The sequence below is a fragment of the Methylobacterium sp. WL19 genome (assembly GCF_008040005.1).
In the GTDB taxonomy this organism is placed as follows: Bacteria; Pseudomonadota; Alphaproteobacteria; order Rhizobiales; family Beijerinckiaceae; genus Methylobacterium; species Methylobacterium bullatum.
This window is the reverse complement of sequence record NZ_VRVC01000025.1, coordinates 20711-45234: the sequence shown is the minus strand read 5'-3', so window position 1 is coordinate 45234 and position 24524 is coordinate 20711. Positions and strand designations below refer to the sequence as shown.

Here is a 24524-nt window from a genome sequence, read left to right as displayed (position 1 = left end):
GCGTGTGACCACGACTGACGGCAGGTCTCCTGGCTCGCGGGTCACTGCCCTTCACCGTCTTCCCGAGCGAGGCCGCTCAGTGACGTCGGTGGCGAAGGGCTCGCCGCTTACAGTTGCGGGGGCAGCCGCGGCGTTGAGGCTACCCCCGCACCGCGTTCCCTTTTGATCCTCCGGGGAGGAACCGTCACGGCCGAGCTAACATGCCGACGCCCATGCCCGTCAACGGACCAAGTGCAATGCACGAGGGGTTATGCCCTGCCGGCAACACCTGGGAAGACGGATCGCGCACTCCGTCCGTCAGGTCAGGACCTCGACCTGCTGCGGCGGCAAGCTACGCCACCACGCGTCCGGGGATTGGAAAACCTCGTAGGTGAACCGGAGGACCTCATCCGGCTGGCGATGCGACGGGTCCACGCGACCGCGCTCGTCGTTGCGGGCCTTCAGGACCTCCCACGGCACGTCGAACACCTTCCACGCCACGGTGAGCCCGTGTCGGGCGACGATCCCGAGTTCGCGCTCGAACACGGGTCTGGTGAGATGTGTGTCCGCCATCACCACGCTGAAGCCGCTCGTCAGGGCGGCATCCAGGGCTGCTTCCTTGACCCGGTGCAGGAGGTCCCGGGCCGCATCGTCATGTGAGCCCTGCCTGAGTTCCCAGTAGACCTGCCGGTGCGGCGGCCAGAGGGTCTGCCGGAAGTCGTCGAGGGTGAGGTGAACCCAGCCGGCGAGAGGGTCGAAGCGGCGGGCGTAGGTCGTCTTCCCCGCGCCCGGGCAGCCGATCAGGCCGATCACCCTCTGCGGTGCCCCCGGACGATTCCTGCCGGGCACCGTCCGGGTCACGGTCAGGCCGTCGCCTCCGCATCCTCGTCGTCGCTCGCCGAGCCCTCGATGATCTCGCCCCGTAGGTAACGAGCCTGGGCCTCGGCGACCCGGCGTGCGCCCTGGGCGTGGCGGGTCGACACCGTGCCGCCGGGCGCCTCGGGCCCGCCGCGCTTGATGGCCACGAGTTCCGGATCACCCCAATGGTCGAGCATCGCCTGGAACGCTTCGTAGCGGCCGGCATCGAAGGCAATGCGGTCGCCCATCATGTCCTTGTAGGGGTGCGCCGGGTGCAGGCCTCCGCAGGGGACCCAGCCCGCCGGGATCGGCGTCGTGGCGGCATGGGTCCGACCGCTGCGCAGGAGCTTTGGCAGTACGTGCGTGTGCGGACCCTCGGGGCTGGTGCCGCCGGACCCGGGGATCGGGGCATAGACCTCGACGCGACCGACCCGCGCCAGGAACACCCGGTGCGGGCTCATGGCGACGAGGTGCGGCCCGATGGGGTTGGCGTGGTCGAACAGGGGCATGCCGACGCCGGCCCGCAGCCGCTCGACGGCCTCCGGATCGCGCACCCGCACACAGGCATCCACGGCGAGCAGGCCGAGGCCGAGGTCGAACAGGATGCCGTCGCGATCCTCGACCCGGGCGGCGTTCCGGTCGGGCCCGAGTTCCGTCACCACGGTCCTGCGGTTCATCGTGCATGTCGCTTCCGGCAGGCAGAGGGCGACCGCGTGGTTCCAGCCCGAAGCGACCGCGGTCTCGTAGGCGATTGGCCTCAGGTCGGAACTCGGCGTCAGGGCGATGGCGCCGCGCGCTGTCGCAAGTCCTAGGCGATCGTCAGGGAGGGCCAGGACAGGCTCGTCCGGATCGCGCATGAACTCGGCGATGGCACCGAAGCTGCCGAGGCTCCAGGCCGTGCCCGGATCGGCCAGTGCCTCGCGCAGGAGGGCCACGACAGCATCAGGGCTGGTGGGGGAAGGCTGCATCGATGTCCTCCGGATGTGGCCCTGAACGGTTCCAGGGCAGGATATAGGCGGTTCCGTCCGGTCCGGCCCCACGGCACGCCGTGACGCCGAACGCGTCGGCGAGCAGCCGATCCGTAAGAGCAACGTCCGGGCGTCCGTCGGCGACGAGGCGTCCCGCACCCAGGACCACGATCCGGTCGCAGAACCGTGCGGCGAGGGTCAGATCGTGCAGGACGGCGACGACGCCGGTGCCGGCCAGGGCCACGTTCCGTAACAGCGTCATGGCGTCGAGCTGGTGGGCAGGGTCGAGGGCGGTGATCGGTTCGTCGGCCAAAAGCCACTCCGCTTCGACGGCAAGCGCCCGCGCTAGCAAGACGCGCATCCGCTCGCCCGTGGACAGGGTCGGTTCGGTCCGCTCGGCGAAGCGCGCGACGTCGGTTCGTGCCATCGCTCGGTTTATGGCGGCATGATCTGCCCCATCGAGGCCACCGAACGCGCGTCGATGCGGCAGCCTGCCGAGGGCGACGAGGTCACGCACCTGCATCGGCCAACCGGCCCCCGCGCCCTGGAACAGCACCGCGATGCGCTTGGCGCGCGCGTCGCGGGAGATGCCCTTGAGCGGCATACCGTCGAGATTTACGCGGCCCTTGGTCGGGGCGACCAAGCCCGCGAGGGTGCGCAGGAGGGTGGTCTTGCCAGCGCCGTTCGGACCGACCAGACCGACGAGGGTCCCGCGTTCCAGGGACAGGGTGATATCCGACAGGATGGCACGCCCGCCGAGGCGGACATCGAGGGCTGCGATCGCGAGGCTCATGCGCCGCGTCCTCGCTCACGCAGGAGGAGCACGATCAGAAACGGTGCCCCAACGAGCGCAGTCACCACACCGAGCTTTAGTTCCGGGCGCGTCGCCAGGAGACGAACGCCCAAGTCCGCGGCAAGGACCAGGGCGGCCCCGGCGAGGCCACTCGGCCACAGGCTGGCACTAGGGCGTGCGCCGACCAGTGGTCGCACGAGATGCGGCACCACGAGGCCGACGAAGCCGATGGCGCCGCTCACAGCCACGCCGCTGCCTACGGCCAACGCCGCCCCCGTCACCAGGCGCAGGCGAACCGAGACTAGATGGAAGCCAAGGCTCGTCGCCGTGTCCTCGCCGAGCGTCAGGGCATCCAACGCACGGCCGGTGGACAGCATCAGGCCCCAGCCGACCGCCATCAGCGGCAGGCAGAGCCAGACATGGTCCATGCCGCGGTCGGCGAGCGACCCCATCAGCCAGAACACGATCTCCAGGGCCGCGTAGGGATTGGGCGACAGGTTGAGCGCCAGCGCCGTCATGGCACCCGCGAGGCTCGACAGGGCGACACCGGCGAGGATCAATCCCAGGGTGGTACCGCCGCGGGCGGCGAGGAGGTTGAGGGCGAGCGCTGCCAGCGCAGCGCCGGCGATCCCGCCGAGCGGGAGGGCCAGGGCAAAGGAGGCCGCGAACCCGCCGTAGAACACCACCACGGCTCCGAGGGCCGCCGCCGAGGAGATGCCGAGGATGCCGGGATCGGCGAGCGGGTTGCGAAGGTAGCCCTGCATCGCCGCCCCGGTCAGCCCGAGGCTGAATCCCACGAGGCCCCCGAGCAGGGCGCGGGGTAGCCGCAGTTCCCAGAGCACCAGCGCCGGGAGGGTCGCGCGTCCGGCGATGAGGTCGCCAGCCGCCTCCGGAACGTCGAAGGGGGCATACCCGACCGCGATGGACGCGACCGTCAGGACGAGCACAAGCAGACCGAGTATCCAGACGACCGCGCGGGGTCCGACGACCGCCCGGTCGACCCACATGGGAGGCGGGAGGGGAGCGTTCATCGTGCCGCCCGTTGGTGTGCCGCCGCAGCGAGCAAGGCCACGACCTCGGCGACCTGCGGACCTGGACAGGTCCAGAGCCGGTTCGGGATCGAGACGGTGCGACCCTGCCGGCGTAGCGTGTCGAGGACGGGATGATGCAGCAGGGCATCGGCCAGCGACGGCGCGCCGGGCTCCCCCTCGTCAAGGACGATGAGGTCGGCGTCGGCCAAGGCCGCCGCTTCCAGCGGGACCTGGCCGAAACGGTCGCGACCGAGTTCGGCGGCGACGTTGGCGAGGCCGGCGGCACGGATCACCGCGTCGCCAAGGCTGCCGGGTGCCACCGTGAAGGCGTTCGGACGCATCACGAGGGCCCGCAAGGGTTTGGCCGCCGGCATCACCCGGGCCAGCCGCGCGTCGAGGTCCGCGACCATCACCTCGCCGCGCGCCGGGTGCCCGAGGGCCGCGGCGACGGTCCGGATCTGGGCCCGCACCCCCTCGAAGTCGGTGGGTACGCCGAGTTCGAGAAGGGGGAAGCCGACGCGCTTCAGAAGGCCCACCGTAGTCCGTGTCGTGAAGGCACCGGCGACGACGAGGTCGGGCCGCAGGGCGACGATCTCCTCCGACAGGCCGCGCGTCACCGCGATGCCGGCGGCCTCCCGTGCGACGGTCGAGCCGCGCGGGTCTTGAGCGAGGTAGGTCACGGCGGCGACCTGATCGCGGTCGGCAAGCCGAAGGACGAGCTCGTCCGCGCAGAGGTTCATCGAGACGACGTGCCGGGGTTCCCCGGATGCTGGGGCGGCCATCCTACCGGCAATCGACCAGGTTTGGCTGACCGCCAGCATCACCGTCAGGACCGCGAAGCCGGACCGTCTTGCCATCGGCGGTCTCACAACGCGGTCAGGCGGACGCCGCCGTACACGGCGAGGCCTGCCCCGAGGAAGCCGGTGGGGTTCTCGTAGCGGCGGTCGAACAGGTTATCGACCCGCCCAAACACGCTCACCGTCTCGCTGACGTCGTAGTTCACCGCGAGGTTGACCAGGGTAAAGCCCGGGTTCTTGAGCCGGGCCACCGAGAAGTCGCGGTTGCCGTCGACGAAGTGGCCGAGCACGATCACGGTCCCGCTGACGGTCAGGCCCGGGAGGGGGGTCCAAAAGGCCGTCGCGCTGCCCTTGTGGCGGGGCCGTCGCAGGAGCTCCTGGTTGGTGATCTCGTTCTTGGTCACCGTGTTGGTGTAGTCGATCCGGCCCGTAAGGGTATCGGAGAACCGGACAGCGACGAAGGCTTCCGCCCCGTACGATTCGGCCCGGCCGACGTTCTCGTTCGAAGTGAACGTCGCGTTCGAGGTGATGAGGTTCTTGAAATCGTTAGCGTAGTAGGTCGCTCCGACGAGGACGCGGTCCCCCAGGGGCTGCTCGATGCCGGCGTCGTAGCCGAGGCTCTCCTCCGGCCTGAGGTTCGGGTTGGCGAAGAAGTTTGAGGCCGGGAAGCTCTGGAACAGCTGGCTCAGGGTCGGCGCCTTGAAGCCGGTGCCGACGCTGCCTTTGATCCGGGTCTCGGTGAAGGGCAGGATGTAGCTCGGCGCGACGCGGAAGGTGGTGGCCGGCCCGAAGGCGTCGTTCTCGTCGTGGCGGATGTTGGCAACGAACGACGCCCGCTCGAAGGGCGTCAGCTGCACCTCCCCGTAGCCGGCCGTGTTGCCGTTCCTCGCCCGCAAGTTGCCGGCCCCGAACGGGCTCGGGTCGGTGGTCGACAGGCTCTCGTCGTCACGCTGAGCGCCGAACAGGACGAGGTTGCCGGGCGAGAGCTGGTAGTCCCCGCGGTACTCGTAGCGCGTGCGCTCGCCCAGGCCCGTCGTCGCGTCCGGCGTCGCAAGGGGGTCGAGGGGGCCCTGCTGTCTGTTGAACAAGTTCGAGTAGTTGATCGCAAAGAGGTTGTGGAACCCAGCGAACGGTGTCCACTCGGCCTCGTTGCGGGTGAAGACCTGCTGCACGTCGGCGGCACTCCGGAACGCCGCCGGGAAGGCTGGGAAGGTGCTGTAGTCGGTTCCCGTGAATAGGAGACGGGAATTGATGAAGCGCGTCACCGAGTTGATGCGGAAGGTGTCGGTGAACTGGTAGCCGAACTTCGCCGAGACGGTCTCGTTGTCGTAAAAATTCGGATGGATCGCCCGGCCGAGCGGGACGAGGTTCGGCGGCGTCACCGGCGTCGCGGCCGCACGGAAGTGCTGGATCGAGACCGAATAGTCGAAGCCGTCCTCCGACCCGCTGATCCTGCCGCTTTGGTTGAAGGTACCGAACGAGCCGCCCTCGATCCGCGCGGTGGCCCTGGCCGGTCCCTCGCCACGCTTCGTCGTGAAGGAGACCGCGCCTCCAATGGCGTCGCTGCCATAGAGGCCGCTCTGGGGACCCCTGAGCACCTCGATGCGGGAGAGGTCGTCGGTCAGGAGTTGCCCGAAGTCGAAGGAGCCGTTCGGGTTCGACGGGTCGGTCGCGTCGATGCCGTCGATGAGCACCTTCACGTGGTTCGAGTTCGAGCCGCGAATGAACACCGAGGTCTGACCGCCCGGGCCGCCGGTCTGCACGACGTTGAGGCCCGGTACCTGCTGGAGGGCATCCGGGACGGTGCGGCGCTGCTGGGCCTCCAGGGTGGCGGCGGTGAGCACGGTGACGCTTGATCCGACCTGGTCGACGGGCGTCGGCACGCCGGTGGCGGAGACGGAAAGCTCGGAGAGCGTGACGGCCGCCTCGGCCCCGCGCGGGACATCGGCGAAGGGGGCGGCGGCCTGTTGCGCGAGCACGGGACCGGAAAGGGCGGCGCAGGCGAGCGCGAGCGTGCGCAAGCACGCGGTTCGGGAAGGAAAGGACACGGGACAAGCCTCGGGCGACGTCTGTGGCACGTCACCGCGAACGAGGCCTGGGCGCTTGCCTGCCGTTAGGGCAGCCGGGCGCCTCGACACCCATCAGGACACCCCGCCCGATGCGTTTCGCGTGTGACCACGACTGACGGCAGGTCTCCTGGCTCGCGGGTCACCGCCCTCTCATCGTCTTCCCAGGCCCGAAGACCCAGTGACGTGTTGATGATGGGCTCGCCGCTTACAGTTGCGGGGGCAGCCGCGGCTTCGGGAAGGCCCTTTCGGACCTCATCCTCACCGCGTTCCCTTTTGATCCTCCGGGGAGGAACCGTCGGACATACAGGACCTGAGGGAATGGCCCAGCGTCAATGTCGCTTCGGGGTTTTCCGCCCTGTGTGTTCATAACGTTACAAGTCGGGCCTCGGGGTCGATGGCATTCGGTTCGGACCGCGGCAGTCCCCAGCCCTTCACCAGGCCGTAGACCGCAGGGATTACCACGAGGGTCAGGACGGTCGACGAGACCATGCCGCCGATCATGGGGACCGCGATCCGCTGCATAACCTCAGAGCCCGATCCGGTGCTCCACAGGATCGGCAGGAGCCCGGCCATGATGGCGACCACCGTCATCATCTTCGGACGCACCCGCTCCACCGCGCCGATCATGATGGCCCTCCGCAGGTCGGCACGGGTGAGTGCCCGTCCGGCGCGGTCGCATCCGGCCCGGATCTCGGCCAGCGCATGATCGAGGTAGACCAGCATGATCACCCCGGTCTCGGCCGCGACGCCTGCCAGTGCTATGAAGCCGACGGCCACCGCCACCGACAGGTTGAAGCCCATCCACCACATCAGCCAGACCCCGCCGACGAGCGCGAACGGCAGCGACAGCATCACGATCAGGGTCTCGGTCAGTCGACGGAAGTTGAGGTACAGCAGCAGGAACACGATCAGCAGCGTCAGCGGCACCACGACCTTGAGCCGGGCCGTCGCCCGGTCGAGGTACTCGACCTGACCGCTCCACTGCACGAGGGTACCCTGCGGCAGGCTCACCTCTTTGGCGACCGCCGCCCGCGCCTCGGCGACGTAGCCCCCGAGGTCGCGACCGGCGACGTCGACGTAGATGAAGACCGCGAGTTGCCCGTTCTCGGTCCGGATCTGGGTCGGGCCACGGTTCAACTGAACCTTGGCGACCTCACCGAGCGGTACCGTGCCCCCACCCGGGATCGGCACCTGAACCTCGGAGGCGATGGAGCGCGGGTCGGAGCGGAAGGCGCGCGGGTAGCGTACGTTGACGGTGTAGCGCTCGCGGCCCTCGACGGTGTTGGTGACGCTCTCGCCGCCGAGCGCCATCCCGATCACGTCCTGCACGTCGCCGACGGTCAGCCCGTACCGGCCCAGCGCCTCGCGGTCGGGGGTGATGTCGAGGAAGTAGCCGCCCTGCACCCGTTCGGCGTAGGCGCTCGACGTGCCCGGCACCGCCTTCACCACCGCCTCGACCTGGCGGGCGACCTTCTCCATCTCGGAAAGGTCCGTCCCCAGCACCTTGATCCCGACCGGCGTACGGATGCCGGTCGAGAGCATGTCGATGCGGGCGCGGATCGGCTGGGTCCAGGCATTCGAGACCCCGGGGAACTGGAGCGCGGCGTCCATCTCGGCCTTCAGGCTCGCCGTCGTGACCCCGGGTCGCCACTCCGCCTTCGGCTTCAGGTTGACGATGGTCTCGAACATCTCGGACGGCGCCGGGTCGGTCGCGGTGTTGGCCCGACCGGCCTTGCCGTAGACCGAGGCGACCTCGGGGAACGACTTGATGATCCTGTCCTGGGTGGCGAGCAGGTCCCCGGCCTTGGTCACCGAGATGCCCGGCAGCGTGGTCGGCATGTACATCAAGGTGCCCTCGTCGAGGTCGGGCATGAACTCGGAGCCGAGCCGGCTCGCCGGCCATGCCGTCGCCGCCAGGACGACGAGGGCCAACAGGATGGTGAGCACCCGCGCCCGCAGGACGCCTGCGATGAGCGGTCGGTAGATCCAGATCAGGAGTCTGTTCACCGGATTGCGGTGCTCCGGAATGATCCGGCCCCGGACGAATAAAGCCATCAACGCCGGGACGAGTGTCAGGGACAGCACCGCCGCCGCGGCCATGGCGAAGGTCTTGGTGAAGGCCAGCGGACCGAACAGGCGGCCCTCCTGGCTCTCTAGCGTGAAGATCGGCAGGAAGCTCACGGTGATGATGAGGAGCGAGAAGAACAGCGACGGCCCGACCTCGCTTGCGGCCTCGATCAGGATCTCGACCCGGCGCTTGCCGGGGTCCGCCCGCTCCAGGTGCTTGTGGGCGTTCTCGATCATCACGATGGCGGCGTCGATCATGGCGCCCACCGCGATGGCGATGCCGCCCAGGCTCATGATGTTGGCCCCGAGCCCGAGGGCCTTCATGCCCGCGAACGCCATGAGGATGCCGACCGGCAGCATCAGGATCGCCACCAGCGCGCTGCGGACGTGGAGCAGGAACACGACGCAGACGAGGGCTACGATGACGCTTTCCTCGATCAGCGTGCCCTTGAGGGTCTCGATGGCCGCCTCGATGAGGTGCGAGCGGTCGTAGACCGGAAGGATCTCCGTGCCCTCGGGCAGGCTGGCGGCGACATCGGAAAGCCGGGCCTTCACGTTCTCGATGACGTTCAGGGCGTTGGCACCGAACCGTTGCAGGACGATCCCGCCGGCGACCTCGCCGTCGCCGTTCATCTCGGTGATCCCGCGGCGCTCGTCGGGACCGAGCTCGACCCGAGCCACGTCCTTCACCCGCAGGGGTGTGCCCGCCTCCGTCCTCAGGACGATGCTCTCGATGTCGGCGACGCTCTTGAGGTAGCCGCGGCCACGGACGACGAACTCGAACTCGGAGAGCTCGACGGTACGGCCGCCGACGTCGGCGTTGCTCGACCGGATCGCCTCCCGGAGCTTGGACAGGGTGATGCCCTGTGCCCGCAACCGGTTCGGATCGACGACCACGTTGTACTGCTTCACGAAGCCGCCGACGCCGGCGACCTCCGCCACGCCCTCGGCCCGCGACGCCCCGAAGCGGACGACCCAGTCCTGCAGCGACCGGAGCTCGGCCAGCGTGCGCTCCTTGGCGACCACGACGTACTGGTAGACCCAGCCGACCCCGGTCGCGTCGGGTCCCAGGGTCGGGGTGACGCCGGCCGGCAGGCGTTTGGCCACGGTGTTCAGGTATTCGAGCACCCGGCTCCGGGCCCAGTACGGGTCGGTGCCGTCCTCGAAGATGACGTAGACGAACGACACCCCGAAGAACGAGAAGCCGCGCACGACTTTCGACCGGGGCACCGTCAGCATCGCGGTGGTCAGGGGGTAGGTGACCTGGTCCTCGATGACCTGGGGCGCCTGCCCGGGGTACTCGGTGTAGACGATGGTCTGGACGTCCGAGAGGTCCGGGATCGCGTCGAGCGGCAGGGTCCTCAGGGCGTAGAGCCCGGCTCCCACCGCGAAGACGGTCCCGATCAGCACCAGCACCAGATTCCGGGCCGACCAGGCGATGAGGCGGGCGATCATGGCGCCTTCCCCTCGGCGGCGGCCTGCGGCCCGGGATCGGGCTTGGGTTCCGAGAGCCCCTGCAGCGCCGCCTTCAGGTTGCTCTCGGCATCGATGAGGAAGTTGGCCGAGGTCACCACGCGGTCGCCGGCGACGATGCCGTCGCGGATCTCGACGTAGCCGTCGCCGCGGGTGCCGAGCCTGACCGGCCGCGGTTCGAAGCGACCCTCTCCCCTGTCCAGCAGGACGATCTGCCTGGTGCCGGTGTCGATGACCGCGTCGTCGGGCACCGCCACCACCGGCCTGTCGCTGCCGGTGGCGATCGTCACGTCGGCGAACATCCCCGGGCGCAGGTCGCCGTTCGGGTTGGGCAGCTCGATGCGCAGGCGGGCGGTCCGGGTCCCCATGGCGAGGTGCGGGTAGATCCGGGTCACCGCGCCGGTGAAGACGCGGTCCGGGAACGTCCGGGCGCGCACGGTCGCCGTCTGGCCCTCCGCCACGGCAGCCAGGTCGCGTTCGGTGACGTCGGCCAGGACCCAGACCCTGGAATGGTCGACGAGCTTGAACAGGGTGTCGCCGGACTTGGCGCGCATGCCGTCCGAGACGTTGCGCTCGACCACGACCCCGTCGCGGGGCGCCGACCACGTGATGGTGGAGGGCACCTTCCTGGTGCGCTCGATCTCGTCGATGACCTCGGGTGGGATGCCGAGGTTCTCCAGGCGGCGCCGGGCGCCCTCGTAGCCGATGCCGGTGAGGTACTGCGCGGCGGCCGCGTTCATCTCCGGCGAGAATAGGCGCAGGAGTGGCTGACCCTTGCGGACGTGGTCGCCGGTGGTGACGGCCTCAACCTTCTCGATGAACGCGTCGGTGCGCATCGCGATGACCGAGATCCGGCGCTCGTCCTCCTCGATGGCGCCCGGCGCGCGCACAGGCATCGACAGGACGCGTCGCTCGACGACCGCCGTCCGGACCCCGGTGCGCTGGAGCTTGCCGGGCGAGATTTTTACGGTGCCGTCGTCGGTGTCCTCCCCCTCGTAGACGGGGAGGTAGTCCATCCCCATCGAGTCCTTCTTGCGGGTCGGCGAGGTGTCCGGCAGGCCCATCGGGTTGCGGTAGAACCGCACCTTGCGGGCGCTCGCGGGCATCGTGGCCTGACCCATGGCCATGTCGCCGTGCCCGGCGTCGGGCATCGCCTCCGCCTCGTCGGGTTCGTCGAAGCGCACGTCCTCGCTGGCGCGGACGGCGCGAAAGTCGCGACCGTCCGCCGTGCGCCTCAGCTCGGAGGCGTAGTCCGGCTTCCCGTCCGGGTCCTGATAGTAGACGACCGGTCCCGTCGCCTTCGCCGCGTCCGATGCCTGTATCGGGGAAGCCGGCCGGGGCGTGCCCGGCAGCCAATGGGCGAACCCGGTCCGCGCCTGCTGGACGAGCGCCGGCACGGGGCTGCCCTCATGCCCCGCGCCAAATCCCAAAACCCCCGCCGCCAGCGCGGCGAGGGTCCCGGCGGCCCATGCCGTCCGGCTCACTTGGTGGCCTTGAACACCAGCTTGTTCTCGACGGTGCCGGTCTCACCCTGGACCTTGGCCCCGAGCGAGAGGCGCCAGCCACCGGCCATCGTCAGCTTCGCCTTGAACCGGTAGAGGCCCGGCTCCGGCGACGGCAGCTGCTCGATCTTCGAGGTCATCTCCTCCATGCTGTCGGGCGCCATGTCGATGCGCTTGGCGAAGATGACGGCGTTCGGCACGGGCTTGGACGTGCGCTTGTCGACGAGGCGGACATCGAGGATGGCCTCCCCCTGCTTGGCCTCGTCCTTTACCAGTTGGAACTCGTAGTCCTTGGTGTCGGCCCGGGCCGCGGCGGTCAGGGCGAGGCCGAGCAGCGCAGCCGTCAGGGCGCGCGAAAACGATGTCTTGGACACGGTCGTTGATCTCCTGAAAATGATGTGACCCGGGCCTTCAGGCGCGCGGGATCGACCGGCGCAGGCGCCGGCGGCATCGAATTCAGGCTCGGGGAGGCTCGGTGGGCGGCCCTTGCGACAGGCTGTCGAAGGAGGCGGTGCCGCCCCAGGTCGGCCCCTCGACGCCGGCGACGCGGCCCGGAAGTCCGAGGGCCACCGGCAGCCCGGTGGCGACCTTCGCCAGGCAGAGCGCCATCAAGGGGCAGACCTTCGAGCAGTCGGGCAAGTCCGGCCGCTCCTTGGGACAGCACGGCATCTCGTCCATGGCCATCCCGGCCATGTCGTCCATGGCCTCGTCGGGCGCCGCCATGGCGTGCCCCTGAACGGCTATCGGCGCGCGCATGCCCGCGGCGGCCGCGGAAGCGGTCACCGGCGCAAGGGCGAGGCCGAGTACCGCCATAAGCGGGAGCAGGCGCCGAAGGGCGAGCCAGAAGGTCACGAACGGACGATGCCACATCGCGTGTCGGCGCGGAAGGGACAGGGACTACCTGACGAAAGCCCCACCCGCGGAGAGACCGAACCCGCGACGGGGAAGCCGAGGGACAGGCCCCCGATGACCCATCTCAGAGGCCACCCCGTGTCCTCCGATATTAGGTTGGCGAGCATGCACAGCAGGTAGAACGAGGCCCCCCAGGTCAGGATTTGGATCGAGCCAAGGGCAGGGATCACCACGAGACGGTGGCGATGCGGGATCACGGGTACGCTCCGCCGTATCATCGGGGCCGACCTAGACGGCCGGGACCGGCAACGCCGACGTTCGGCCGAGCCTGGGCATGACACGGACGTAGACGAGCTCGCTCACGAGCTCGACCAGCGTCTGGGTGACGATGACGGCCGGCAGCAGCGGGACGGCGCCGGGGACGGCGAAGGCCAGCGGCAGGACCACCAGGGAGTTGCGGGTGGCGGCGCTGAAGGCCAACGTCCGCACCGTGGGGGCGTCGAGGCGGAACGCGCGCCCGACCGCCCAGCCCATCAAGGGAGCCGCCACCGCGAAGGCGACGTAGACAGGAACCACCCGCAGGGCATCGTCGAGGGCGGGTCCGAGTTGGGGCAGGACGGACGCGATCACCACGAACAGGACCAGCGCCGTCGCCGGCACCGGCAGGAGCCCGAGGCCCGTAATCACCCGTTGCCCGGCCGGGCGGCGTCCGGCCCAGATCTGCACGGCCGCAGCAAGTCCGAGGGGAACCGCGATGAGCCAGACGAACGCGTGCACGAAGGGACCGACCTGGACGAACCTGGCGGCATCCTCGCCGAGGAAGACGTTCAGATAGATCGGCAGCAGCAGCATCTGCGCGATCAGCAGCGCCGGGGTGGAAGCCAGCAGCACCTTGGCGTCGGCCCGTCCGAGATGGGCGAAGGTCACGACGTAGTCGATGCACGGCGTGAGAAGGACCATGAGCACGCCCAGCCGCAGCATCGGATTGGCGGGCAGGAACTGGATCAGGCCAGCCACCAGGATCGGCAGCACCACGAAGTTCGTGACGAGGAGCGCCGCCAGGAAGCGGACCCGCGTGAAGGCCCGGCCGAGTTCCGGCAACGGCACCTGCAGGAAGGTGACGAACAGCATCAGCGCCAGGGCCGGATTGATCCCGACCTCCAGGGCCGTGGTGCCGGGCAGCGTCAGGGCGATCAGCGCCGCCGCGCCGATGGCCGCGAAGTAGATCGCGATCTGGTTGCCTTCGAGGGTGTCGCGCAGGCCCGTCATGCTTCCTCACAGGCGATCTTGGATGGCTGAGCGACCTGCTGGGGCCGACCGGTGCACCGGGCGAACAGGGCGATGGCTCGGTCGCAGACCTCGCAGTGTCCCTCGCAGCAATCGCGCATCAGGAAGGCCACCAGGTCGGACAGGGCGGTGAACACCGCGCTGTAGATGATCGACCGCCCCTCCCGGCGGCTGACCACGAGCCCGGCGTTCTCAAGGTGGCTGAGGTGGAACGAGATGCGTGGCGCCGAGGCGCCCGCGATGGCCTCGGTGATGGCCCCGGCCGCCATCCCGTCCGCGCCGGCAGTGACCAGCAGGCGGACGATGCGAAGACGGGTTTCCTGGGCGATGGCTCCGAAACCGTCGAGGGCTTGCTTCTCGTCCACGTCACTTAAACCGTTATGGAAACGTTTAAGCGTCATTAGGCTCGGAATGGGTCGAGGGCAAGAGCCGCCTAGCCAGTCCACGCTCGCCGACGAGACCGCTTCGTCCCCGGACGGAAGGCGATCGGTCTGATCGGGATCGGATGCCGCGAACGTCGGAGGCGGACGTCGACCTGTTAGGCCTCGGACCGGACGCGCCACAGGGCCAGGGCAAGCGCGACATTCGCCACAGCGAGGACGCACAGGAGGACGTAGGTCGTATCCGCGCCTGCGTGGGTTAGGACCACGGCTCCGATGGAGGGGGCGAGCGCCTGAGCCACCAGTCCCGGACGGGCGAGCCGGCCTACGAGCGGGGCGTAACGCTCGGGTCCGAACAGTGCCAGGGGCACCGTTCCCCGGGCAATCGAGTAGATCCCGTTGCCCGCCCCGTACAGGACTAACGCCAGCCCGACCACGGGCAGTCCTGCGGCAAGCATCGCAACCCCGATGGCGACCAGCACCATCGCCGCCGTCAGGGTCCAGAGCGGATGGTGCCGGCCCTTTCCGGCCATCTCGACGATGCGTGCCCCAACCTGGGCCGGTCCGATCAGGGCGCCGTAGGCCACGGCCGAGGTAAGAGCCACCCCACGGGCCTGAAGCAGGGTGATGAGGTGCACCGAGACCATGGCCATCACCGTGCCGCCCAGCGTGAGGACCCCCGCCATGAAGAGGAAGGCGCGCCGCTCCCGACCATCGAGCCGAATGACGGGGCTTGGGCCTACGGGTCGCGTGATCGGATGTGCGGGGGGCCGGGGGATCGCGATCAGGACGAGCGGCAGCGTGACCGAGAGGTGCAGTCCGGCATAGGCGAGACAGGTCCCGCGCCAGCCCACCTGTTCGATCAGGAAGGCCGAGAGGGGCCAGCAGACCGTGCTCGCGAAGCCGCCCCACAGGGTCAGCGTGGTGATGGCGGGCCTTGCTTCGGCCCCGTAGAGCCGACCGAGGGTGGCGAAGGCGGGGTCGTACAGTCCGGTGCCCATGCCGAGGCCGATCAGGAGCCAGCCTCCGAGATATGTCGGTAGGTTCGGCGCCAGACCGAGGATGGCAAGGCCGACGGCGAGGGCGACGGACGCGAAGGCCAGGACGGGGCGCCCGCCATGCTCGCCGATGTAGGTGCCGACCCGCGGCGAGGCCAAGCCCGCAACGAGGAGACCGAGGGACAGGCCGCCGATGACCCATCCCAAGGGCCACCCCGTGTCCGCCGACATCGGGGCGGCCAACACCGACAGCAGGTAGAACGACGAGCCCCAGGTCAGGATCTGAACCACGCCCAGGGCCGAGATCACGGGCCATCGGCGCGCCGGGGCCATCGGATCGCTACCGGGCGCCGAGCACGGGTAGCCAGAGGGCCAGCGCCGCCAGGGTGGCGAGCAGCACCGGCGGGGTGATGACCAGGCCGACCCGCATGTACTGGCCCCAGGTGATGTGCTGGCCCTTGGTGTCGAGGACGTGGAGCCAGAGCAGGGTGGCGAGGCTGCCGATGGGCGTGAACTTCGGGCCGAGGTCGCAGCCGATGACGTTGGCGTAGACCATCAGCTCGCGCATCAGGGGCGACAGGTCCGGGGCCTGCTGGATCGACAGCGCGCCCACCAGCACGCTCGGCATGTTGTTCATGACCGAGGACAGGATGGCTGCGGCGACCCCCGTGCCGATGGTGGCGACGAACGGTCCGTGGCCCGAAAGCCAGGCGAGGCCTTGGGCCAGGTAATCGGTCAGGCCGGCGTTCTTCAGGCCGTAGACGACGAGGTACATTCCGAGGCTGAACAGGACGATCTGCCAGGGGGCGCCCGCCAGCACCTTGCGGATCGGGATGACGCGGCTCCGGCTGGCCAGCGCCAGCAGCACCACGGCGCCGGCGCAGGTCACCACCGAGACCGGCACGCCGAACGGGGCTGTCACGAAGTAGGCGACCAGCAGCAGGCCGAGGAGCGGGAAGGCTGCCTTGAACACCAGCGGATCCTTGATCGCGTGGCGCGGCGGTTCGAGCTCGGTCACCGGGTACGTCGCCGGTAGGTCGCGCCGGAAGAACAGCCACAGGACCACCAGGGTCGTGGCGAGCGAGACGAGGTTCACCGGGACCATCACGGCGGCGTAGCGGCTGAAGGTGATGTCGAAGAAGTTCGCCGAGACGATGTTGACCAGGTTCGAGATCACCAGGGGCAGGCTGGTCGAGTCCGCGACGAACCCGCAGGCCACGATGAAGGCCAGGGCGGCCGCCGGCTTGAAGTCCAGCCGCAGCAGGATGGCCAGCACGATGGGTGTGAGCAGTAGGGCGGCGCCGTCGTTGGCGAACACTGCCGCGATGGCGGCGCCGAGTAGGATCACCAGCGGGAACAGCAGGCGCCCCCTGCCTCCGCCCCAGCGGGCGATGTGGAGCGCCGCCCAGTGGAAGAAGCCGGCTTCGTCGAGCAGCAGCGAGATGATGATCAGCGCCACGAAGGTGAAGGTGGCGTCCCAGACGATGTGCCAGACCACCGGGATGTCACCCGGGTGGATGACGCCGGTGGCCAGGGCCACCGCGGCCCCGATGAGGGCGCTCCACCCGATCCCGAACCCCTTGGGCTGCCAGATGACGAAGACGAGGGTGACGACGAAGATGGCGAGCGCGAGCATCCGGACCGTTTCTTATTCTTGGTGGCTGGGGATGGATCAGGCGGTGGCGACGCGGCGCCCGTGCTCGTCGACGACGCGTTCGCCGCCCTCCTTGACGAACTCGCCCTGCTGGGCCGGCAGGAGGTCGAGGACCGCCTCTGACGGGCGGCATAGCGAGACGCCTTTCGGGCTCACCACCAGCGGCCGGTTCAGCAGGATCGGGTGCTCGGCGATGGCATCGAGAAGCTGGTCATCCGTGAGGTTCGGGTCCGCGAGGCCGAGCTCGGCGTAGGGCGTCCCCTTCTCCCGAAGCAGGTCGCGCACGGTGATGCCGGCGCGCTCGGCGAGTTGCCGGACCAGGAACCGGTTCGGCGGGGTCTTCAGGTACTCGACGACGTGCGGCTCGATGCCGGCGTTGCGGATCAGTGCCAGGGTGTTGCGGGACGTGCCGCAATCCGGGTTGTGGTAGATGACGACGTCCATCAGGCGGTCTCCGTGCAGCAGGCGGATAGGGCGGCGACGGCCGGGGCGCAGACCTCGGGGCGGCCCTGGCAGCAATCGCGCATCAGGAACTGGATGAGCTCGGACAGGTCCGGGTAGGCGGCGCCGTAGATGATCGACCGGCCTTCCCGGCGCGAGGTGACGAGGCCGGCATGGCTGAGCTCCTTGAGGTGGAACGACAGGTTGGTGCCCGAGATGCCGACCGCCTCGGCCAGGATACCGGCCGCCATGCCGTCCGGCCCGGCGGTGACGAGTTGGCGCACGATGCGCAGGCGATGCTCCTGCCCCAGGGCCGCGAAGGCGGCGACGGCTTGCCGTTCGTCCATCATCATGTCAATATCTCAACCATCATTGAAACGTAGAGGATAGACGTTCCTTGGACAAGCCCCGACAGCCCTTCGCCGACGGCCTGCCGAACCTGAGCGAGGGACACTTCGTCGTCCCGACGAGCGCCGACCTGGAGGTGGCGACGCCGTTCGCCCACGCCCCGCGCTTCCTGATCATCTACGGGTCGCTCCGGGAGCGCTCGTTCAGCCGCTTCCTCGCCTACGAGGCCGCGCGCCTTCTGGAGGCGATGGGCGGCGACGTGCGGATCTACGACGCGCACGGGCTGCCCCTGCCCGACGACAGCACCGCCGACCACCCCAAGGTCCAGGAGCTCCGGAACCTCTCGATCTGGTCCGAGGGGCATGTCTGGGTCAGCCCCGAGCGGCACGGCGCCATGACCGGTGTCATCAAGAGCCAGATCGACTGGCTCCCCCTTTCGGAAGGGTCAGTGCGTCCGACGCAAGGGCGGACCCTGGCCGTGATGCAGGTCTCGGGTGGGTCGCAGTCGTTCAACGCGGTCAACGGCCTGCGCATCCTCGGGCGCTGGATGCGGATGATCACCATCCCGAACCAGTCATCCGTGCCGATGGCCTACAAGGAGTTCGACGACGCCGGCCGGATGAAGCCGGGACCGCTCTACGACCGGGTGGTCGACGTCTGCGAGGAACTGATGAAGTTCACGCTCCTTACCCGCGAGCGGTCCGACGACCTCGTCGACCGCTACTCGGAGCGGAAGGAGCGCGAGCCGGAGCGGCTCAAGGCCGTCGCCGTAGACATCGGCTTCGTCAGGCGCTGAACCACCGACCGACGGTGGCAGGTTCGGCGACGGCGTCGACCTGTTCGAGTTTTACGACAAGATTGGTTTTGTCGAAATCCCCAAGCCTGGGCTTGCCTGAAGTCCGACCCATCCATGGACGATCGCGGGGAAGGCCACCGGGCGGCACTCAGGCGTCGAACGACGGCGTGGCGACACGAGAAGCGATGCGTCCGGGGAATGCCGGCCAACCCTGTCGATCGAGACCACGTGGTAGATCCCCGCCGCGCGCAGGACATCGTTGGTCTCGGCATTGATGAGGCCGCGCTTGCCCGTCACCAGGGCCGCGGCCACCGCGCCGGCCTGCCCGCCATTGGCATCGGTGATCCGCCGGGTCAGCGCGTTGCGCGCATCGTCCACGGCAGCGGCGAGCGAGACCTGCCAGGGCAAGGGTCTCGGCGGAGGCTTCACCTCGATCTTGCCCACGAGAGAGCCGACGGCGCCGATCCCGCGAAAGTAGGCATCGCGCGCGAAATCGTATCCGCCGGGCCGGGCCGCCTCGGGCGGGGGCAGGAGCCGCGCCGTCGCCGAGATGTAATCGCCGGGCTTCAGGGTGAGCGCCTTTTTGTAGGACACGCGAACCCGCGTCGGCCGGCGATCCGGCGTCAGGGTGCCGAAACTCTCCACGAGGACGATGAGCCGCGCACCGACCTCCCGCTCGTCGAGGGCTTCCACAAGGCCTGTGAGCGGCGCGATGGTCGTCCGGGCCAGGACGGGCGCCGCCACGATCCGCAGGCGCAACACAGCGGCCGAGAAGCCGAGGAAGGACGCGGCGAGTCCGAGAACCAGAGCGAGGGCGACGGGCCTTGAACCGAGGAACGGTACGGCGGCCGAGAGGGCGAGCGCCACGAGGAGCGGTGCCGCCAGCGATGGCTCGCCGTTGGTGGCGGTGAAACAGACGAGAATGCCGAGGCCGAATGCGACGGCGAGCCACGGAAACAGGCGGCGCTGTTCGGATTCCTCCGCGAGCCCGCCGGCGAACCAGCGTTTTGCCGCCTCTACCATAGCCGACGGGGATCGCGGACGGGCCAGGCCCGAAAACGTCGCGCCCTTTGCTCGCGCGCTGGCCTGGGCCATCTGCCGCTGCGTCTCCCTCAGGGCTCACCCTTTTGGAGAGAGCCCGCACGAGCGGCACCGCCTCCGCCTCGCGACTCGGCGCCACGTTTTCTTAACGTCACCGCAAACGCATGCTACATGCGCCGATCCGGGCCGGTCGATCCGCCCTCCCACCTTCACGCACAAGTTTAGCCGCCCGATGTCGTCACCCGTCGTTACGCGTTTTGCCCCCTCCCCCACGGGGTACCTGCATATCGGGGGAGCGCGCACGGCGCTCTTCAACTGGCTCTATGCCCGCCATTTCGGCGGTCGCATGCTGCTGAGGATCGAGGATACCGACCGGGAGCGCTCCACCCAGGGCGCCATCGACGCGATCCTCGAAGGGTTGCGCTGGCTCGGCCTGGATTGGGACGGAGACGTCGTATACCAGTTCGCCCGCGCGGATCGGCACCGCCAGGTCGCGGAAAGCCTGCTCGCCTCGGGCAACGCCTATCACTGCTATGCGACGCCGGACGAGCTCACCGCCATGCGCGAGGCCGCGCGCGCCGAAGGCCGCCCGATGCGTTACGATGGCCGCTGGCGCGACCGCGATCCGGCCGAGGCACCGGCCGGTGTTAAGCCGGTGATCCGCCTGCGCGCTCCGTCCGACGGCGAAACGGTGGTGGAAGATCAGGTCCAGGGCCGCGTGACCTGGGCCAACAAGGATCTCGACGATCTCGTCCTGCTGCGCTCCGACGGTAACCCCACCTACATGCTCGCCGTCGTCGTCGACGATCACGACATGGGCGTGACCCACGTGATTCGCGGTGACGACCACCTCACCAACGCCGCCCGGCAGGGACAGATCTACGACGCGCTCGGCTGGTCCGCGCCGATCATGGCGCATATCCCGCTGATCCACGGGGCTGACGGCGCCAAACTGTCGAAGCGTCACGGAGCACTCGGTGTCGACGCCTATCGCGACCTCGGCTACCTGCCTTCGGCCTTACGCAACTACCTCGTCCGCCTGGGCTGGAGCCATGGCGATCAGGAGGTGTTCTCGACCGAGGAGATGATCGCCGCCTTCGACCTGAAGTCGATCGGCCGCTCGGCTGCCCGATTCGATTTCGCGAAGCTCGAGAATCTCAACGGGCTCTACATTCGCGGGGCGGACGATGCCGTGCTGATCGATGCGATCGAGACGATCCTTCCGGTGCTCGCTCCCGATCGCGGATTGCCCACCGCTTTGTCGCCCGAGCTTCGTGCCAAGCTCGGCGCGGCGATGCCCGGTCTCAAGGAGCGCGCCAAGACCCTCGTGGACCTCCTCGACAGCGCCTATTACCTCACCGCGTCGCGTCCCCTCGGCCTCGACGACAAGGCGAAGGCCCTCCTGAGCGAGGAAGCTCGCCAGCGTCTCGCGGCGATCCTGCCGGCCCTCGCCGACCTGCCGGAATGGAACGCGGCCAGCACGGAGGGCGCGGTGCGCCGCTTTGCCGAGGAAAACGCGCTCAAGCTCGGCCTGATCGCCCAGCCATTGCGGGCCGCGCTCACGGGGCGCGCGACCTCTCCGCCGGTCTTCGACGTCATGGCCGTGCTCGGACGCGAGGAGTGTCTGGGGCGCCTCGGAGATCAGGCATCCTCGACCTGATCACAGACGCTCGACGGGTGACAGATCGGCCCGGTTTTCGCTTGCGCGGCCGAGTGGCGAGGGGGATCGGTTGTAGGCGGTGTGCCGATCCGCTAACCCGATAGGTGTGTGAGCACCTGCAGCAAAAGCCTGTTCGTGCGCGCCGGTCCGAAGTGGCGGATGTCGCCATTCGGGCCGGCGCTACCCTCTGCCAAGGTCTGCCTTCTGCCAAGAAAGGGTCCACGTCTCCATGAGCGCCACCAGCACGATCTCCGTGGGCGACAACCAAGTCGATCTTCCGATCAAGACCGGTACGATCGGACCCGACGTCATCGACATCGGCAAGCTCCACGCCAAGACCGGCATGTTCACCTTCGATCCCGGGTTCACCTCCACCGCGTCCTGCGAATCGAAGATCACCTATATCGACGGCGACGCCGGCGTCCTCCTGTATCGCGGCTATCCCATCGAGCAGATCGCCGAGCAGGGCGACTTCCTCGAGACGTGCTACCTGATGCTGTTCGGTGAATTGCCGACGCCCGCCCAGAAGGCGGATTTCGACTACCGGGTCACGCGCCACACCATGGTGCACGACCAGATGAACCGCTTCTTCCAGGGATTCCGCCGCGACGCCCACCCGATGGCGATCATGGTCGCCTGCGTCGGCGCGCTGTCGGCGTTTTACCACGACTCGACCGACATCTCGGACGACAAGCAGCGCATGATCGCCAGCTTGCGCATGATCGCCAAGATGCCGACGCTCGCGGCGATGGCTTACAAGTATTCAATCGGTCAGCCCTTCGTCTACCCGAAGAACGACCTCGATTACACCTCGAACTTTCTGCGGATGTGCTTCGCGGTGCCGTGCGAGGAGTTCGTCGTCAACCCGATCTACGCACGCGCGCTGGACCGGATCTTCATCCTCCACGCCGATCACGAGCAGAACGCCTCGACCTCCACCGTGCGTCTGGCCGGCTCGTCGGGCGCCAACCCCTTCGCCTGTATCGCCGCCGGCATCGCCTGCCTGTGGGGGCCTGCGCATGGCGGCGCCAACGAGGCGGCGCTCAAGATGCTGGAAGAGATCGGCACACCCGACAACGTGGCGAAATACGTCGCCAAAGCGAAGGACAAGAACGACCCGTTCCGTCTGATGGGCTTCGGTCACCGGGTCTACAAGAACTACGATCCGCGCGCCCGCATCATGCAAAAGACGACGCATGAGGTTCTCAGCCAGCTTGGCATCAAGGACGATCCGCTGCTCGAAGTCGCCGTACAGCTCGAGCAGATCGCCCTTAAGGACGAGTACTTCATCGAGAAGAAGCTCTACCCGAACATCGATTTCTATTCCGGCATCACCCTCAAGGCGATGGGCTTCCCGACCTCGATGTTCACCGTGCTGTTCGCGCTCGCCCGCACCACGGGCTGGATCGCCCAATGGGCCGAGATGATCGAGGATCCCTCGCAGAAGATCGGGCGCCCGCGCCAGCTCTATATCGGCCCGGACAAGCGCGAATACGTGCCCATCGGCCAGCGCGGCTGATACTCGGGTTCAGACTCTCCGCCGTATCCAATCTTGGTTTCCGAGAGCGGACTCCAGGCTGCGAGTTGATCGTCCGTTAGAAGAGTTACCGAAGGCGGGGTGGCCAGATAGGCTGTCCCGCCTTTCTTGTGCTCTCCCCGCACCGCAGGCCGCCAGCGGAGCGCAACCTGCCCCGTTCCAAAGAGCATCGGGCAAACAAAAAGGCCGCCCTCTCGGGCGGCCTTTTTCGTCTCGGTGATGATCCGGTGGGATCAGCGCGAATAGAACTCGATCACAAGGTTCGGTTCCATCTGGACCGGGTAGGGAACTTCGCTGAGACTCGGCACGCGGGTGACGCGAGCGGTCATCTTGGCGTGATCCACCTCGATGTAGTCCGGCACGTCACGCTCGGCGAGCTGCGAGGCGACGACGACGATCTCGAGCTGCTTCGACGAATCCTTCACCTCGATCACGTCGCCCGGCTTCACGAGGAAGCTGGCGATGTTCACGCGACGGCCATTCACCTTGACGTGGCCGTGGTTCACGAACTGGCGGGCAGCGAACGGGGTCGGCACGAACTTGGCGCGGTACACGACCGCGTCGAGGCGACGCTCCAGCAGGCCGATCAGGTTCTCGCTCGAGTCGCCGCGCAGGCGGATCGCCTCGGCGTAGTAGCGGCGGAACTGCTTCTCGGTGATGTTGGCGTAGTAGCCCTTGAGCTTCTGCTTGGCGCGCAGCTGCGTGCCGAAGTCGGACATCTTGCCCTTGCGGCGCTGGCCATGCTGGCCGGGGCCGTACTCGCGGCGATTGACGGGGCTCTTCGGGCGGCCCCAGATGTTCTGGCCCATACGGCGATCGAGCTTGTGCTTCGCCTGAATACGTTTTGACATCGCAGTTCCTCTCAGCGAGTGAGATTGGTCGAGGAACGCGCCCTCCTCTTTCCGAAGCGGCCCGGGGCCGAAGCGGAACGACAGAGCGGACATTGCCGCTCACGGGTGCGCTTGAAAAAGCTGCGGGGCCCCTCTCGGAGCCCCGTAACTGAGCGCTGCATAGGCGAGAGAGGCCCGGAGGTCAATGCCGAGGCGGCAACGCATCTATTGCAGAGCGAGCGGCATCATCTCCACGGCGACATCGCCGACGCCCCTGGCATCGAGAGAGCGACGCAGGGAGGGCGTGATGCCGGCACCGCTGGTGAAGGCCGTCAGCCCCGGAGGGATGTCGTCCAGGGGCTTGCGCCGGGATGGACCGAGAAGCTGCGTGACCCGGCGGGCGATGGCCGGGGCCGGATCGATCCAGGTCACCTCCCAGGGGGCGAGGCGCTGGAATCGCGTGAGCAGCAGGGGATAATGGGTACAGGCGAGGCAGACCACGTCCGTACGTCGACCGTCCTCGCTCTCGACGAAGCATGGGGCGATCTCGGCGGCGATCAACGCGTCGTCGACCGGGCGGCCCGCGAGTTCGGCCTCGGCATAGGCCGCCAGATTCGGCGATCCGACCAGGGTGACCGCACAGGCGCCCGCATAAGTCTCGATGAGGTCGTGGGTATAGGGCCGCGCCACAGTGCCAGGCGTCGCCAGGAGGCTGATCCTGCGCGAGCGTGTCGCCTCCGCCGCCGGCTTGATCGGCGGCACGACGCCGACGAACGGTGTCGAAAAGCGCGCCCGGAGTGCAGGAAGCACCAGGGTCGACGCCGTGTTGCAGGCGATCACGACGAGATCGGGGCCGTGGCGTAGGAGAAGTCTCTCCATCACCGCCAGGACGCGGGCAACGAGGATGGATTCCGATAGACGCCCGTAGGGAAAGGCGGCGTCGTCGGCGGCATAGACGTAACGCGCATCGGGCCGGGCGCGCCTCACCTGTTCGAGAACGGTGAGGCCTCCAAGACCGGAATCGAACACGAGAATGGTTGGGGTCGGCCGGATTTCAGCCGCCAGGGCCGCCGTCATCACTCCTGCCATCAGATCGATCCGCATACGAGCCTTGCCTGGACACTGTGCGTGGATGGAGGAGTGTCGGGCCGGCAGGGTTAAGG

At 68.4% G+C, this 24524-nt stretch carries 21 protein-coding genes, 2 pseudogenes and 2 riboswitches; of the genes and pseudogenes, 3 read left to right on the top strand and 20 right to left on the bottom strand.

Going from position 1 to position 24524, the window contains the following annotated elements; all coding sequences use genetic code 11:
* Window position 1: 1 nt before the first annotated feature.
* Window positions 2-201, bottom strand: a riboswitch (cobalamin riboswitch).
* A 96-nt stretch (window positions 202-297) separates the two neighbouring features.
* The 17 genes and pseudogenes from FV220_RS07440 to FV220_RS07360 form a co-directional block, all read right to left on the bottom strand.
* On the bottom strand, window positions 298-840 hold the full coding sequence (locus FV220_RS07440) for an AAA family ATPase (RefSeq protein WP_246689401.1): 543 nt from the start codon (window positions 838-840) through the stop codon (window positions 298-300).
* Window positions 841-842: 2 nt separating this feature from the next.
* Window positions 843-1805, bottom strand: a complete 963-nt coding sequence (locus FV220_RS07435) for a hypothetical protein (protein ID WP_147830444.1) — start codon at window positions 1803-1805, stop codon at window positions 843-845.
* Window positions 1780-2598, bottom strand: a complete 819-nt coding sequence (locus FV220_RS07430; protein ID WP_147830443.1) for an ABC transporter ATP-binding protein — start codon at window positions 2596-2598, stop codon at window positions 1780-1782. Before FV220_RS07430 ends, FV220_RS07435 begins: the two co-directional genes overlap by 26 nt.
* Window positions 2595-3629 carry an iron ABC transporter permease gene (locus FV220_RS07425; protein ID WP_147830441.1) on the bottom strand — a complete coding sequence of 345 codons (1035 nt, stop codon included), beginning with the start codon at window positions 3627-3629 and terminating at the stop codon, window positions 2595-2597. The genes FV220_RS07430 and FV220_RS07425 overlap by 4 nt, the downstream gene beginning before the upstream one ends.
* On the bottom strand, window positions 3626-4411 hold the full coding sequence (locus tag FV220_RS07420; RefSeq protein WP_246689402.1) for an ABC transporter substrate-binding protein: 786 nt from the start codon (window positions 4409-4411) through the stop codon (window positions 3626-3628). The genes FV220_RS07425 and FV220_RS07420 overlap by 4 nt, the downstream gene beginning before the upstream one ends.
* 83 nt (window positions 4412-4494) lie before the next feature.
* A complete protein-coding gene (locus FV220_RS07415; protein ID WP_246689400.1) occupies window positions 4495-6447 on the bottom strand; it encodes a TonB-dependent receptor in 1953 nt (650 codons plus the stop codon).
* A gap of 147 nt (window positions 6448-6594) precedes the next feature.
* Window positions 6595-6807, bottom strand: a riboswitch (cobalamin riboswitch).
* A gap of 51 nt (window positions 6808-6858) precedes the next feature.
* Window positions 6859-10017: a CusA/CzcA family heavy metal efflux RND transporter gene (locus FV220_RS07410; protein WP_147708269.1), complete on the bottom strand. Its 3159-nt coding sequence runs from the start codon at window positions 10015-10017 to the stop codon at window positions 6859-6861.
* A complete protein-coding gene (locus FV220_RS07405) occupies window positions 10014-11519 on the bottom strand; it encodes an efflux RND transporter periplasmic adaptor subunit (RefSeq protein WP_147708268.1) in 1506 nt (501 codons plus the stop codon). The genes FV220_RS07410 and FV220_RS07405 overlap by 4 nt, the downstream gene beginning before the upstream one ends.
* On the bottom strand, window positions 11516-11911 hold the full coding sequence (locus FV220_RS07400) for a FixH family protein (protein ID WP_056220820.1): 396 nt from the start codon (window positions 11909-11911) through the stop codon (window positions 11516-11518). Before FV220_RS07400 ends, FV220_RS07405 begins: the two co-directional genes overlap by 4 nt.
* Before the next feature lie 82 nt (window positions 11912-11993).
* Window positions 11994-12389 (bottom strand): hypothetical protein, encoded by a 396-nt coding sequence (locus FV220_RS07395; RefSeq protein ID WP_147708345.1) that lies wholly within the window; start codon window positions 12387-12389, stop codon window positions 11994-11996.
* Window positions 12390-12445: 56 nt separating this feature from the next.
* Window positions 12446-12667, bottom strand: a pseudogene (locus FV220_RS26010) (MFS transporter); the annotation flags it as partial.
* A gap of 10 nt (window positions 12668-12677) precedes the next feature.
* The gene (locus FV220_RS07385) at window positions 12678-13658 is read right to left on the bottom strand and encodes an arsenic resistance protein (RefSeq protein ID WP_147708267.1); all 981 of its coding nucleotides are present in this window, start codon (window positions 13656-13658) and stop codon (window positions 12678-12680) included.
* Window positions 13655-14041 carry a metalloregulator ArsR/SmtB family transcription factor gene (locus FV220_RS07380; protein ID WP_147708266.1) on the bottom strand — a complete coding sequence of 129 codons (387 nt, stop codon included), beginning with the start codon at window positions 14039-14041 and terminating at the stop codon, window positions 13655-13657. Before FV220_RS07380 ends, FV220_RS07385 begins: the two co-directional genes overlap by 4 nt.
* A gap of 173 nt (window positions 14042-14214) precedes the next feature.
* Window positions 14215-15387 carry an MFS transporter gene (locus FV220_RS07375; RefSeq protein WP_147708265.1) on the bottom strand — a complete coding sequence of 391 codons (1173 nt, stop codon included), beginning with the start codon at window positions 15385-15387 and terminating at the stop codon, window positions 14215-14217.
* Between the two features lie 7 nt (window positions 15388-15394).
* Complete coding sequence (locus FV220_RS07370; RefSeq protein WP_147708264.1) at window positions 15395-16690, bottom strand: arsenic transporter; 1296 nt, start codon at window positions 16688-16690, stop codon at window positions 15395-15397.
* A 36-nt stretch (window positions 16691-16726) separates the two neighbouring features.
* Window positions 16727-17152 (bottom strand): arsenate reductase (glutaredoxin), encoded by a 426-nt coding sequence (arsC, locus tag FV220_RS07365; RefSeq protein ID WP_147708262.1) that lies wholly within the window; start codon window positions 17150-17152, stop codon window positions 16727-16729.
* Window positions 17152-17499 carry a metalloregulator ArsR/SmtB family transcription factor gene (locus FV220_RS07360; protein ID WP_147708344.1) on the bottom strand — a complete coding sequence of 116 codons (348 nt, stop codon included), beginning with the start codon at window positions 17497-17499 and terminating at the stop codon, window positions 17152-17154. The genes arsC and FV220_RS07360 overlap by 1 nt, the downstream gene beginning before the upstream one ends.
* Window positions 17500-17546: 47 nt before the next feature.
* Between FV220_RS07360 and arsH the strand changes: the two genes are divergently transcribed.
* On the top strand, window positions 17547-18293 hold the full coding sequence (arsH, locus tag FV220_RS07355; protein ID WP_147708260.1) for an arsenical resistance protein ArsH: 747 nt from the start codon (window positions 17547-17549) through the stop codon (window positions 18291-18293).
* Window positions 18294-18509: 216 nt separating this feature from the next.
* Here arsH and FV220_RS07350 read toward each other — a convergent pair.
* Window positions 18510-19388, bottom strand: a pseudogene (locus FV220_RS07350) (DUF4131 domain-containing protein); the annotation flags it as partial.
* A 178-nt stretch (window positions 19389-19566) separates the two neighbouring features.
* Between FV220_RS07350 and gltX the strand changes: the two are divergent.
* Window positions 19567-20994: a glutamate--tRNA ligase gene (gltX, locus tag FV220_RS07345; RefSeq protein ID WP_147830436.1), complete on the top strand. Its 1428-nt coding sequence runs from the start codon at window positions 19567-19569 to the stop codon at window positions 20992-20994.
* A 229-nt stretch (window positions 20995-21223) separates the two neighbouring features.
* Window positions 21224-22513 carry a citrate synthase gene (gene gltA / locus FV220_RS07340; protein ID WP_027172387.1) on the top strand — a complete coding sequence of 430 codons (1290 nt, stop codon included), beginning with the start codon at window positions 21224-21226 and terminating at the stop codon, window positions 22511-22513.
* Between the two features lie 251 nt (window positions 22514-22764).
* On the opposite strand, the gene rpsD is transcribed toward gltA, so the two are convergent.
* Together rpsD and murI are read right to left on the bottom strand one after the other, a co-directional pair.
* Window positions 22765-23382 carry a 30S ribosomal protein S4 gene (gene rpsD, locus FV220_RS07335; RefSeq protein ID WP_018044769.1) on the bottom strand — a complete coding sequence of 206 codons (618 nt, stop codon included), beginning with the start codon at window positions 23380-23382 and terminating at the stop codon, window positions 22765-22767.
* 204 nt (window positions 23383-23586) lie between these two features.
* Window positions 23587-24465 carry a glutamate racemase gene (gene murI, locus FV220_RS07330; protein WP_147830434.1) on the bottom strand — a complete coding sequence of 293 codons (879 nt, stop codon included), beginning with the start codon at window positions 24463-24465 and terminating at the stop codon, window positions 23587-23589.
* Window positions 24466-24524: the final 59 nt, after the last annotated feature.

What these genes read in the sequence shown, in the direction of transcription:
- FV220_RS07425 (WP_147830441.1), bottom strand. Translation starts at nt 3,629, where the DNA reads ATGAACGCTCCCCTCCCGCCTCCCATGTGGGTCGACCGGGCGGTCGTC.
- FV220_RS07435 (WP_147830444.1), bottom strand. Translation starts at nt 1,805, where the DNA reads ATGCAGCCTTCCCCCACCAGCCCTGATGCTGTCGTGGCCCTCCTGCGC.
- rpsD (WP_018044769.1), bottom strand. Translation starts at nt 23,382, where the DNA reads ATGTCAAAACGTATTCAGGCGAAGCACAAGCTCGATCGCCGTATGGGC.
- FV220_RS07385 (WP_147708267.1), bottom strand. Translation starts at nt 13,658, where the DNA reads ATGACGGGCCTGCGCGACACCCTCGAAGGCAACCAGATCGCGATCTAC.
- gltA (WP_027172387.1), top strand. Translation starts at nt 21,224, where the DNA reads ATGAGCGCCACCAGCACGATCTCCGTGGGCGACAACCAAGTCGATCTT.
- gltX (WP_147830436.1), top strand. Translation starts at nt 19,567, where the DNA reads ATGTCGTCACCCGTCGTTACGCGTTTTGCCCCCTCCCCCACGGGGTAC.
- FV220_RS07410 (WP_147708269.1), bottom strand. Translation starts at nt 10,017, where the DNA reads ATGATCGCCCGCCTCATCGCCTGGTCGGCCCGGAATCTGGTGCTGGTG.
- arsC (WP_147708262.1), bottom strand. Translation starts at nt 17,152, where the DNA reads ATGGACGTCGTCATCTACCACAACCCGGATTGCGGCACGTCCCGCAAC.
- FV220_RS07375 (WP_147708265.1), bottom strand. Translation starts at nt 15,387, where the DNA reads ATGGCCCCGGCGCGCCGATGGCCCGTGATCTCGGCCCTGGGCGTGGTT.
- FV220_RS07370 (WP_147708264.1), bottom strand. Translation starts at nt 16,690, where the DNA reads ATGCTCGCGCTCGCCATCTTCGTCGTCACCCTCGTCTTCGTCATCTGG.
- FV220_RS07430 (WP_147830443.1), bottom strand. Translation starts at nt 2,598, where the DNA reads ATGAGCCTCGCGATCGCAGCCCTCGATGTCCGCCTCGGCGGGCGTGCC.
- FV220_RS07420 (WP_246689402.1), bottom strand. Translation starts at nt 4,411, where the DNA reads ATGGCCGCCCCAGCATCCGGGGAACCCCGGCACGTCGTCTCGATGAAC.
- murI (WP_147830434.1), bottom strand. Translation starts at nt 24,465, where the DNA reads ATGCGGATCGATCTGATGGCAGGAGTGATGACGGCGGCCCTGGCGGCT.
- FV220_RS07360 (WP_147708344.1), bottom strand. Translation starts at nt 17,499, where the DNA reads ATGATGGACGAACGGCAAGCCGTCGCCGCCTTCGCGGCCCTGGGGCAG.